The 10,960-nt window shown below is 71.0% G+C and carries 10 protein-coding genes; 3 read left to right on the top strand and 7 right to left on the bottom strand.

Features of this window, described 5'->3' with window-relative positions; genetic code table 11:
- Both ACFXGA_RS35255 and ACFXGA_RS35250 read right to left on the bottom strand, forming a co-directional pair.
- A partial coding sequence (locus tag ACFXGA_RS35255) for a DUF4142 domain-containing protein (RefSeq protein ID WP_378095746.1) occupies positions 1 to 691 on the bottom strand: 691 nt, incomplete at its 3' end.
- A 12-nt stretch (positions 692 to 703) separates the two neighbouring features.
- Positions 704 to 1,282, bottom strand: a complete 579-nt coding sequence (locus ACFXGA_RS35250; RefSeq protein ID WP_378095743.1) for a hypothetical protein — start codon at positions 1,280 to 1,282, stop codon at positions 704 to 706.
- 177 nt (positions 1,283 to 1,459) lie between these two features.
- Here ACFXGA_RS35250 and ACFXGA_RS35245 point away from each other — a divergent pair, with 177 nt between their 5' ends.
- The 3 genes from ACFXGA_RS35245 (at position 1,460) to ACFXGA_RS35235 (ending at position 3,831) form a co-directional block, all read left to right on the top strand.
- Positions 1,460 to 2,023, top strand: a complete 564-nt coding sequence (locus ACFXGA_RS35245) for a sigma-70 family RNA polymerase sigma factor (RefSeq protein ID WP_378095740.1) — start codon at positions 1,460 to 1,462, stop codon at positions 2,021 to 2,023.
- Between the two features lie 4 nt (positions 2,024 to 2,027).
- On the top strand, positions 2,028 to 2,762 hold the full coding sequence (locus tag ACFXGA_RS35240; protein WP_378095737.1) for an anti-sigma factor family protein: 735 nt from the start codon (positions 2,028 to 2,030) through the stop codon (positions 2,760 to 2,762).
- Between the two features lie 160 nt (positions 2,763 to 2,922).
- A complete protein-coding gene (locus tag ACFXGA_RS35235) occupies positions 2,923 to 3,831 on the top strand; it encodes an NAD(P)-dependent oxidoreductase (RefSeq protein WP_378095734.1) in 909 nt (302 codons plus the stop codon).
- Here ACFXGA_RS35235 and ACFXGA_RS35230 read toward each other — a convergent pair.
- The 5 genes from ACFXGA_RS35230 to ACFXGA_RS35210 form a co-directional block, all read right to left on the bottom strand.
- Positions 3,784 to 4,128, bottom strand: a complete 345-nt coding sequence (locus ACFXGA_RS35230) for a DUF742 domain-containing protein (protein WP_378095731.1) — start codon at positions 4,126 to 4,128, stop codon at positions 3,784 to 3,786. The genes ACFXGA_RS35235 and ACFXGA_RS35230 overlap by 48 nt on opposite strands.
- Before the next feature lie 897 nt (positions 4,129 to 5,025).
- Positions 5,026 to 5,997, bottom strand: a complete 972-nt coding sequence (gene ispH, locus ACFXGA_RS35225) for a 4-hydroxy-3-methylbut-2-enyl diphosphate reductase (RefSeq protein WP_378095728.1) — start codon at positions 5,995 to 5,997, stop codon at positions 5,026 to 5,028.
- Positions 5,998 to 6,457: 460 nt separating this feature from the next.
- Positions 6,458 to 7,498, bottom strand: a complete 1,041-nt coding sequence (locus ACFXGA_RS35220; RefSeq protein WP_378095725.1) for a family 2 encapsulin nanocompartment cargo protein polyprenyl transferase — start codon at positions 7,496 to 7,498, stop codon at positions 6,458 to 6,460.
- Between the two features lie 106 nt (positions 7,499 to 7,604).
- Positions 7,605 to 9,017, bottom strand: a complete 1,413-nt coding sequence (locus ACFXGA_RS35215) for a family 2B encapsulin nanocompartment shell protein (RefSeq protein WP_378095722.1) — start codon at positions 9,015 to 9,017, stop codon at positions 7,605 to 7,607.
- Between the two features lie 37 nt (positions 9,018 to 9,054).
- A complete protein-coding gene (locus ACFXGA_RS35210; protein WP_378095719.1) occupies positions 9,055 to 10,461 on the bottom strand; it encodes a family 2B encapsulin nanocompartment shell protein in 1,407 nt (468 codons plus the stop codon).
- Positions 10,462 to 10,960 lie beyond the last annotated feature (499 nt).

Here is a 10,960-nt window from a genome sequence, read left to right as displayed (position 1 = left end):
CGTGCCAGTTGGGCCCCCCGCCTAGTGGACGCGGCCCCCCGGTGGGCCGGGGGGCCCCGGCGCCCCCGGGGCCCGCGCCCCGGGCCGCGGCGGGCCCCCCGCCCGCGGCCACCGGTTTGGCCAACCCCATGGCGGTGACCAGGTTCGTGCTCTCCAACAACGTCATGTGCTTGAGCACGATCTGGTTGCACACCTGGGCGAACTGCCGGATCGCCTCGTTGCGGGTGTTCGCCCGCACCGTCGCGATGGCCGGGAAGATCGAACCGTGCGCGGCCCGCAACCGGTTGGCGAACGAGTCGTCGAACGCCGCGCCGGTGCGCGACCGCATCTCCGCCATCCACGACTGCTGGTCGGCGTTCGCCTCGTCCGGCAGCGGCACGTTCATCTGCGACGCCAACCGCACCACCCGCTCGTCGAGGAACGCGTGGTCGCTCGCGAGCTGCGCGCCGACCTCCTTGACCCGCGTGCTCGCCGCCCGCGTCTGGGCCTCCTCGCCCATGGGCATCTCCCACAGGCCGGCCAGGCGCACCTTCACCAAAAGTTCCTTGTCCAGCGCGGTGATCGGGCCCAGCGGCGTCTGCTCCACCGGTCCCGCGCCGGGCGGGTCGTCGGCGCGCGCGACACCGGGGAACGCGGGCAGCACCAGCAGGTGCAGCGCCAGCACGACCGCCGCGAAACGCTTGGCTGACATGGCTTTCTCGTCCTAGTAACCGTCGCCGCCGGCCGGGGCGCCGGGCTTCGCGCCGTCCTCGGCCTGCGCCTTCTTCCCCTCGGGCGTCACCGCGAACCACGCGCCGCCCTTGCCCTGACCGGCCAGGTCGCCCGCCTTCTTGTCGCCCGCGTACCGGTACAGCGGCCACCCGGCCAGCGTGACCTGCTTCGCGCCGTCCGCGCGCGCCACCGACCCCACGAGCGTCGGGTCCACGCCCGACGTCATCGTGTGGTCGCCGACCAGCACCGGCGGCCAACTCTTCGCGCACTCCGCCTCGCAATTGGACTTCGGCGGTTTCGCGGTGTCCTTGTCGTAGCGGTACAGCGCGAAGCCCGCCGCGTCCGCCACGAACCAGCCGACCTGCTTCGACTCGGTCGCCGACAGCATCTGGTGCGGCTCCTTGCCGAATTCCGGCTGTTGTTGGAGAGTCGTCGGACCGGAACCGGCGCCCTCCGCCCCGTCCTGGCTCGCAACGGGCGTCACCCCGGTCACGCCACAGGCGCTGACCAGCACCGACGCCGCTGCCGCCAGAACGGGCAGCAACGCCCTCCGGGAACGTCGACTTCGCATCGTTGGTCCTTTCTCCGGCCGGCGGGTCCGCCGAAAGGGCTAGCGGACCGGCAGTCGGGTCCGTGCCTTTGAAGCGGATACCGGGGGATACGGACACGAAGCGGTGACGGTTCACGAACAAATCGACGACTTTTTTTGCGGTGAAACCCTCGACGCGGCCACCCCCGGCGCGCTTGGATGCTCGGCGTGGCGCGGCACAGACGCAGCACTTCCCCCCAGAGAGAGCACGGCCGGCCGGACGTGAGCCTGGAAGACGAGCTGATCCGCAGGCTCTACCAGGAGTTCGGCAGCGCACTGCTCGGTCATGCCATGAGGTTGACCGGCAGCGACCGGCAGTGGGCAGAGGACATCGTCCAGGAGACGCTCGTACGGGCGTGGCGCAACGCCGAGAAGCTGGAGCGGGACCCCGTCCTGCTGCGCTCCTGGCTGTTCACCGTGGCCCGGCGGCTCGTCATCGACGACCGTCGCAAGAGGAGCGTCCGACCGCAGGAGTCGGAGTTGACGCCGTCCGACGAAGCCCCGGCGCGCGACGAAGCCGACCGCACGCTGGCGGCGATAGTCGTAGCCGAAGCGATGAACGGACTGACGGAAGAACACCGGGAGGCTATTCTCGAGACGTACTTGAGGGATCGGACCGTCGGGGAAGCCGCCGCGGTGCTCGGGGTACCGCCCGGCACGGTGAAGTCCAGGGTGTACTACGCGCTGCGCGCCCTGCGACGCGCGTTGCAGGATCGGGGCTGAACAGGTGACTTCGCAGCCGAACCACATCGACGTGGCGGCGTACGTCCTCGGTGTCCTCGACGAGGACGAGGTCGACGCGTTCGAGAACCACCTCGCCCAGTGCCGTCGATGTGCGCTCGACCTGCGCGACTTCGCCCAACTGCCCGACCTGCTCGACGAGGCCGACGCCAACGGCATGCTGCGCGCCAACGCGGGGGAGCGGCCCGACGGCCGTTCGGTGCGCGCGATGCTCGACTCGGTCTCCGCCTCCAGGGCGCGCAAGCGCCGTGACATCGCGCTGCTGGCCGCCGCCGCCGCGGTGTTGCTCGTCGTGCTGACCGCGGTCGTGTCGGTGACCGTCGCCGCACCGTCCGACCCGGTCGCCGGCCCCCCGTCCACCCCCGCCGTGCCGGAGCGGTCCAACGTGGCGAAGGGCTCGCCCGACGGCTCCGGCGTCGTCAGCCGCACCGACGCGACCACCGGCGTGTCCGCCCGGCTCGCGGCGACCCCCGAGCCGTGGGGCACGTCCCTGAGCTTCGAGGTCAAGGGAGCCCAGGGGCCGACCCGGTGCGAACTGGTCGTCAAGTCCCGCGCGGGCGAGTCGATGGTCGTCGGCTCGTGGCTCGTGACCGCGACCGGCCCCGGCAAGGATCCCGTGTCGCTGTCGGCCTCGGTGGGCCTGCGCTGGCACGACATCGCGGAGTTCGTCGTGCGGGACGCCGAACGAGGCACCCCCCTGGTCCGCCTCCCCACCTCCTGACCCCGACCCCGCGCGAGTCCTACGTTCGGGTCGCGAGTGTCCTACGTCGGGAACACCCGAGTTGAACGCCCAGGCGCACCACCGTTCAAGACCGGGCCCGCCGCGACGGCGTTGAATCCCCGCGGGAGGCGGCACGGCGCCGTCGCGCGAGGAGGTAGTGGTGGAGGTCGGATTCGTCGGTCTCGGCATCATGGGTCAGCCGATGGCGCTCAACCTGGCCCGGTCCGGCCGGCCGCTCGTGGTCTGGAACCGCTCGCCGCACCGGGCCGAACCGCTACGCGCCGCGGGCGCGCGGGTGGCGTCGACCCCGGCGGAGGTGTTCGCGGCGGCCGACGTCGTGATCCTCATGCTCGCCCACGAGGAGGCCATCGACGCGGTCCTCGAACGGGGGACCGACGGGTTCGCCCGGCTCGTCGCGGGCCGCACCGTGGTGCACATGGGCACGACTTCCCCGGACTTCTCGCGCGCGCTCGCGGCCGACGTCCGTGCCGCCGGCGGCGACTACGTCGAGGGGCCGGTCTCGGGTTCACGCCAGCCGGCCGAAGCGGGGGAGCTGGTCGCGATGCTGGCCGGCGACCCCGAGGCCGTCGCGCGGGTCCGCGAGGTGATCACGCCGATGTGCGCGGAGGTCGTGGACTGCGGCGCGGCGCCGAACGCGCTGCTGATGAAGCTGGCGGTGAACACGTTCCTGATCACCATGACGACGGGGCTGGTGGAGGCGTTCCACTTCGCCGAGCGGCACGACCTGGACCTCGGCACGCTGGTGGAGGTGCTCGACAAGGGGCCGATGGCCAGCAAGGTGTCGCGGGTGAAGGCCGTGAAGCTGCTGGAGGACGACTTCGAGGCCCAAGCCGCCGCGCGCGACGTGTTCACCAACACCCGGCTGATCACCGACGCCGCCCGTGCCGCCGGGATCGCCTCGCCGTTGCTGGACGCGTGCCTGGCGCTGTTCGCGCGCACGGTGGAGCTGGGGCACGGCAAGCACGACATGGCCGCCGTGGTGCACGCGTTGCGGGAACGTTCAGATTCTGCGCAGGCCCATGAGGACGCGTTCCATCAACTCCAGTGACGGCCGGCCCTTGTCGTCGATCGTGTTGTCCTGGTGCACGGTGATCAGGCTGAGATCGGACATGTCCGCCAGCAGCACGCGCACGACTCCGAGCGGCAACCGCAATGTCGCCGCGACTTCCGCGACGGAATGCGGATTGCGGCACAGGTCGCTGATGATGCGGTGTTCCGCGGTCGACGTGAGGGCGTCTCGGCGCGCCTTTTCGTTCGTCGTCACGATGGTCTCGATGGCCAGCGTGGTCGCGGACCGCGTCCGCCCGCCGGTTCTGGTGTAGGGGCGCACCCGGAGGGTCGACACACCAGCTCCTCAAGCCGTCGGTATTGATCTTGGTCGCGCGGGGGTCAGGGTCGCTGACGCCGGTAGACCCTAGGGGTGATCAGCGCTCCTGTCTCGGTTTTCCCGGCATGTGGGAGGGTTGGCGTGTCGTGGCGACGGTGTGTGTTCGGTCGCTTCCGGGCGGTGGCGGGTCGGCGTTCAGCGGTCGGATGATCGGTCCGGTCAACCGTCCGTTCGCACTGCGTTCGGCTTCGGATCGCCTGGGACTGGGCGTCCCAGGCGTCCGTCGGGGGTCTACCCGATGGGTGTGGGATTCGCGATCACGCTTACCTCGCAGAACACGGTGAGGGGTTTTGTGTCCTCGCGGTGAGCTCACCACCGAGCGGCTTGTGGCCTGAAACCAACCTAGGGAGAGGGAAGCGCTCTCACAATGGTTGTTGACCAAGGTTTGAGGTTCGGGGTGGTGACGGAATTGGGCTCGGTCGGGTGAATGCGCGGCGTTTTGGGCGGTTTCGTCGCCCTTGGCCTCGCGTTTCGGCATGGTTGGCCTGGTCGGCACGTTCCGGCGTGGTCGGCTTGGTGGGCCTGGCCGGCGTTGTCGGCGCTGCCGGTTTGGTCGTCGGCGTGGTCGGCCGCGTTCGCCGCCGTGCCGGTTCGCGCCCCGGCGGCCGGCCTCCCGGATCGAGCGCAGGACCGTGCGTGCCCGACACCCGTCGTCCCGCGATCCCGCCAAACGTGTGGTCACCCGCCGAACGTCCCGGCCACCTGCCGAACGCGCGGTCACCTTTCGGACGTCGCGGTCACCTGCCGAACGTAGGGGGCCAGCTGGCGCGGAACTTGCGGCTATCCGGCCGAACCTGCGGCTAGTCGGCGGAACGCGCCGTGGGACGCACCCCTTGTCGACTGCGCGCTGGCCTCCTACGGCCGGCCGGTCGGCGCGGCGGAGCCGGTCCCGGCGTCGCCGGGCTTCGGCCGCACCGCGGTCGGCAGCGTGAACTGGATCGTCTCGCGCGCCGTCTCGCGGACCTGGACGTCCCACGCCCCCAGCGCCTCGATCACCTCGTCCACCAACCGGGGCGGCGCGGACGCGCCCGCACTCACCCCGACCACTCGCGTGCCCTCGAGCCACTCGGGCTGGATGTCCGACACGTCGTCGATCAGGTGCGCGGGCGCGCCCATCCGGCGCGCGGTCTCCACCAGTCGCACCGAGTTCGACGAGTTCTGCGACCCGACGACCAGCACCAGGTCCGAGTCCTGCGCGATCTCGCGCACCGCGTCCTGCCGGTTCGTGGTGGCGTAGCAGATGTCCGCCGACGACGGCCCCCGCAATGCCGGGAACTTCGCCCGCAGCGCGGCCAGCACCTCGGCCGTCTCGTCCATCGCCAGGGTCGTCTGGGTCAGGTACGAGACCTTCGTCGGGTCCGGCACCTCCAGCGCTTCCACGTCGGCGACGGTCTCGACCAGCACGGTCTGCTCGGGCGCTTCGCCGAGCGTGCCCTCGACCTCCTCGTGCCCGGCGTGCCCGATCAGCACGACCGTGTCGCCACGCCCCGCGTAACGCCTCGCCTCCGCGTGCACCTTGGTCACCAGCGGGCAGGTCGCGTCGATCACCTCCAGGCCGCGCCGGGCCGCTTCCTCCCGTACCGCGGGCGATACGCCGTGCGCGGAGAAGACCACGGTCGCGCCGTCCGGGACGGCGTCCAGCTCGTCCACGAACACCGCGCCCCGTGCTTCCAGCTCGGCGACCACGTGGGTGTTGTGCACGATCTGCTTGCGCACGTGCACCGGGCCGCCGCGTTGGTCCAGCAGCCGGTCCACGATCTCGATCGCGCGTTCCACCCCGGCGCAGAACGACCGGGGCGAGGCCAACAGCACTACGGGAAGGGCCACGGCGCGGCTCCTCGTCAGGTCGGGGGTGGGAGGGGCTGGGGGCGGCAGGGCTGGAGGGACGTGCGGGGGTGGGAAGGCTGGAGCGGCCGGTCGGCGGAAGGGGGAAGTGCGGGAAGGCGGAAGCAAGGGAAGGAGCGAGCGGCGGGGAGGGAGGGAGCGTGGGAAGGGGCGGGAAGGCTGGAGCGGTGGGTGGAGGGGGAGGCTGGGGCGGTGGGGTGGGCGGTAGGGGGTGGGCAAAGGGGCGAGGTTTGGGAGGGCGAGTGGGTGGAGGTGGCGGATGGGGTGGGTGGGGGTGGCGTGGGGCGACGGGTTGGTTGCCGGCCTCGTTGTTTCAACCGACGTTCGACTTCGAGGATAACGGTGTTTTGATTAGGTCGGTCGGCGGCAATCACTCGATCGTGTATCCGGTTGCCGGGGAAACCGCTGGTCAGAGGTCTGCGGCAGGTTCGGGGAGAACGGGTTAGTGGTCGCGGCGGGTGGCGAGGCGGGCTACGGCGTCCAGTTCGCGGGCCGCGCGTTCGGACGGGCCGGCGGCGTGCAGGTGTTCACGCGCCCTCGCCAGCAGGTCGTCCGCCCGGCCCTGGGCCCACGCCCGCGCGCCGCACACCTCGATCAGCTCCGCCGCACGCGCCAGATCGGCCTGGCTCAGCTCGTCCTCACCGTGGTACAGCGCGTGCAACTCCCGCGCCGCCGGAGTGTCCGACGTCAACGCGGCCACCACGGGCAGCGACTTCTTCCGGTTCCGCAGATCCGAGTACACCGGCTTGCCGGTGACCTCCGGGTCGCCCCAGATCCCCAGCAGGTCGTCCACGAACTGGAACGCCAACCCGACCCGCTCCCCGAACGCCCGCAGGTGCTCCACCTGCTCCGCCCGCCCACCGCCGAACAGCGCGCCCAACGCGCACGCCGCACCGAGCAGCGACCCGGTCTTCCGCTCGGCCATCCGCACGCACTCGCCCAGCCGCACGTCGGCGCGCTCCTCGAACGACAGGTCCGCGCTCTGCCCGTCCAACAACTGCTGCACGGCCGCCGACAGCACCCGGATCGCCTGCTGCGCCTGGGAGTGGCCGCTGCCCGCCAGCACGTCCAGCGCCAACGTCAGCAACGCGTCACCGGCCAGGATCGCGGGGTTCACGCCGAACACGTGCCACGCCGTCGGCCGGTGGCGGCGGGTCGTGTCGCCGTCCATGACGTCGTCGTGCAGCAGCGAGAAGTTGTGCACCAGCTCCACCGCCACGGCGGCCGGCAGCGCCGCGTCCACCGCGCCGCCCACCGCCTGCGTGCCCAGCAGCACCAGCGCGGGCCGGATGGCCTTGCCCGCGTCGGCCCCCGTCGGCCTGCCCGACTCGTCCCACCACCCGAAGTGGTAGCCCGCTATGGCCCGCATGGACTCCGGCAGGCGGTCCACCGCGGTCCGCAACGCCGGGTCGACGCCCGCGCGGCTCCAGCTCAGCACCTCGCGCGCGGACCGGTGGTCGAGGCTCACGTCCAGGTCGGTCATCGCCACAACTCCTGTTCGGGGGGTAACCCGTCCCGCGCGGCGGGCGCGGGCAGGGGAGAACGGGCAGCCGGGCGTGGCGGCCCGGCTGCCGTCGACTCCGGCGTGGTCAGGATCGACCGATCTCCACGTGCTCCAGGATGCCGAGCGCGTCCGGCACCAGCACGGCCACCGAGAAGTAGGCGGTGACCAGGTAGGAGACGATCGCCTTCTCGTTGATGCCCATGAACCGGGCGTTCAGGCTCGGCTGCACCTCGTCGGGGATGCCGGGCTGGTGCAGCCCGATCACGCCCTGGTCCTGCTCGCCGACCCGCATGGCCAGGATGGACGTGGTGTGCCGCGGCGAGATCGGGATTTTGTCCGACGGCAGCAGCGGCACGCCGCGCCACGTCACCACCTTCGTGCCGTCCACGTCGGTGGTGCCGGGGTAGACGCCGCGCTTGCTCGCCTCCCGCCCGAACGCGGCGATCGCGCGCGGGTGGGCGAGCATGAACGCCGTCTTGCGCCGCCGGGACAGCAGCTCGTCCAGGTCGTCCGGGGTGGGTGGCCCGGTGCGGGTGTGGATGCGCTGCTTGAGGTCGGCGTTGTGCAGCAGCCCGATCCGCCGGTTGTTGATCATCTCGTGCTCCTGCCGCTCGCGCAGGGCCTCGATGGTCAGCCGCAACTGCTGCTCGGTCTGGTTCATCGGGTGGTTGTAGAGGTCGGCGACGCGGCTGTGCACCCGCAGCACGGTCTGCGCCACCTCGAGCTCGTACTCGCGCGGCGACAGCTCGTAGTCCACGAACGTCGTCGGCAGGTCCGGCTCGCCGTCGTGGCCCGACGCGATCTCGATCGCCGCCTCGCCGTGCTTGTTCTGCGGCTTGCCCGAGGTGCGCGCGACCGACTCGACGTGCGCCCGCAGCGCCTCCGCCCGGTCGCCCAGCTCCTGCACCGCGCGCCGCGGCAGCGCCAGGACGGTCACGGGGGTGATCGCCTTGACGGTGAACCCCCACTCGTCCTCCTCGGCGCCGTAGAGCACCTCGTCGCCGAAGTGGTCGCCGTCGGCCAGCGTGTCGAGCACGGTCTGGTCGCCGTACTTGCCCTGGCCGATCTTGTTCACCTTGCCGTGCGCGACGAGGTACACCTCCTCGGCGCGCTCGCCGGAGGTCACCAGGACGTCGCCGGGCTGGAACTCCCGCTGCTGGAACCGGTCCGCGAGCGCGACCAGCAGGTCGTCGTCGGGGAAGTCGCGCAGCACGGGCAGTTCGCGCAGCTCCTGCGGGATGACGCGGATCTGCTCGCCGGTGCTGGTGAAGCTGACGCGCCCGTCGCCGACGGCGTAGGTGAGCCGCCGGTTGACCCGGTAGGTGCCCGCCTGGGTGGCCACCCAGGGCAGTTTCCGCAGCAGCCACCGGGGCGAGATGCCCTGCATCTGCGGTGCGGACTTGGTGGTGCTGGCCAGGTTCCGCGCACCCGCCGTGCCCAGGCTCTGCCGGTGCTGCTCGGCCTCCTCGGGGGCGAGGCCGGGATCTGTCACGGTCACTTCTGCTGCCTATCTGGTCAGGGATCGGGAGGGGGACTCAGTCCTCGCGGCCGATTTCCACGTGCTCCAGCACGCCGATGGCGTCCGGCACGAGGATCGCGGTGGAGTAGTACGCGCTGACGAGGTAGGAGATGATCGCTTTCTCGTTGATGCCCATGAACCGCACGTTCAGCCCGGGCTGGTACTCGTCGGGCAGGCCGGTCTGGTGCAGGCCGATGACGCCCTGGTTGTGCTCCCCGGCGCGCAGCAGCATGATCGAGCTGGTGCGGGTCCTGGTGACCGGGATCTTGTTGCACGGCAGCACGGGCACGCCCCGCCACGCGGGCACGTGGTGGCCGTTGAGGTCGATCGTGGACGGGTAGATCCCGCGCTTGCTGCACTCCCGGCCGAACGCGGCGATCACCCTCGGGTGCGCCAGGAACGCGGTCGGCTCCTTCCACACCGTGGACAGCAGGTCGTCCATGTCGTCGGGGGTGGGCGGGCCGGTGCGGGTGTGGATGCGCTGCTTGAGGTCGGCGCTGCTGAGCAGGCCGAACTCGCGGTTGTTGACCATCTCGTGCTCCTGCCGCTCGCGCAGGGCCTCGATGGTCAGCCGCAACTGCTGCTCGACCTGGTCCATGGGGTGGTTGTAGAGGTCGGCGACGCGGCTGTGCACCCGCAGCACGGTCTGCGCGACGCTCAGCTCCAGCTCGCGCGGCGCGACTTCGTAGTCCACGAACGTGCCCGGCAGGTCCGGTTCGCCGTCGTGGCCGGAGGCGATGTCGATCTCCGCCTCGCCGTAGGCGTTGGACCTGCCCGCGCCGCCCGCGAGCATCCGCTGGATGTGCGCGCGCAGACCGCCCGCGTCGCCGTTGAGCTGTTCGAACACGTCCCACGGCAGCACCAGCGCGATGACCGCCGTGACGGCCTTGGCGGTGAACTCCCACTCGCCCTGCGGTCCGGCGAGCACCTGGCCGCCGAAGTGCTCGCCGTCGGCGAGCGTGCCGAGCACGGTCTGGTCGCCGTACTCGCCCTGGCCGATCAGGTTCACCTTGCCGTGCGCGATGAGGTGCAGCGCGTCCTGCGGGCGGCCCTCCTCCACGATCACCGCGCCCGGCTCGTACTCGCGCTGCTCGAACCGGTCGGCGAGCGCGGCCAGCGCCTCGACGTCCTCGAAGCCGCGCAGCAGCGCCAGCTCGGTCAGCTCCTGCGGGATGACGCGGACGTCCGCGCCGATGTTGGTGAACGTCAGGCGCCCGTCGCCGACCGCGTAGCTCAGCCTGCGGTTGACCCGGAAGGTGCCGCCCTTGGCCTCCACCCAGGGCAGGATCTTGAGCAACCACCGCGATGTGATGCCCTGCATCTGGGGGACGGACTTGGTCGTCGTCGCCAGGTTCCGCGCCGCCGCCGTGCCGAGGCTGAGCCTCGAGTGCTCGGTCTCCAAGTCCGGATCGGTCACAGTCACCGCACGCACACCGCCAATCGGGTTTCGCTCATTGGTCCGGACCGACGGTAGTGAGCCCGAACGTGGTACGGGAAGCGGCCGATATGGCGACACCCCTGAGGGTCAGATGGGCCCGAAATGAACACGCACCGTGGATTTGGTCCACGTCGCAAGTAATAACGGGTGATCTTCGGGCCGCTGCGACGCGGATATTCCCCACGTCGTGGAATCGATACCACGTTCGGCGCAGCGGATTTCACCGGAAAGCGGCGTTGACTGGAGCGGTTTCGAACTTCCGGTGGTCTTCCCGCGCCAGTGCGGACAAAAATTCAGTCTTGCGTGGGTAACCCGATACTGTGAACGTTGCCCGCTTCGTGCGGAGTGCTCGCCACAGTGGTCCTCGACATCACTCGAACGTGAAAAACGGCGACGGGGGGGGGGGAGGGGGTAGGGACCCCGGCGCGCGGGGGGGGGGAACGGGGGGGGGGCCGGGCCGGGCCCCGCGTGGGGTATAAAAAAA

Source organism: Actinosynnema sp. NPDC059335, assembly GCF_042752395.1.
Classification (GTDB): domain Bacteria; phylum Actinomycetota; class Actinomycetes; order Mycobacteriales; family Pseudonocardiaceae; genus Actinosynnema.
Note: the sequence above shows the minus strand (reverse complement) of the source record. Positions and strands in the feature narration are given on the sequence as shown.

Coding starts and splice junctions, on each gene's coding strand:
- ACFXGA_RS35250 (WP_378095743.1), bottom strand. CDS start 1,282: ATGCGAAGTCGACGTTCCCGGAGGGCGTTGCTGCCCGTTCTGGCGGCA.
- ACFXGA_RS35245 (WP_378095740.1), top strand. CDS start 1,460: ATGCTCGGCGTGGCGCGGCACAGACGCAGCACTTCCCCCCAGAGAGAG.
- ACFXGA_RS35220 (WP_378095725.1), bottom strand. CDS start 7,498: ATGACCGACCTGGACGTGAGCCTCGACCACCGGTCCGCGCGCGAGGTG.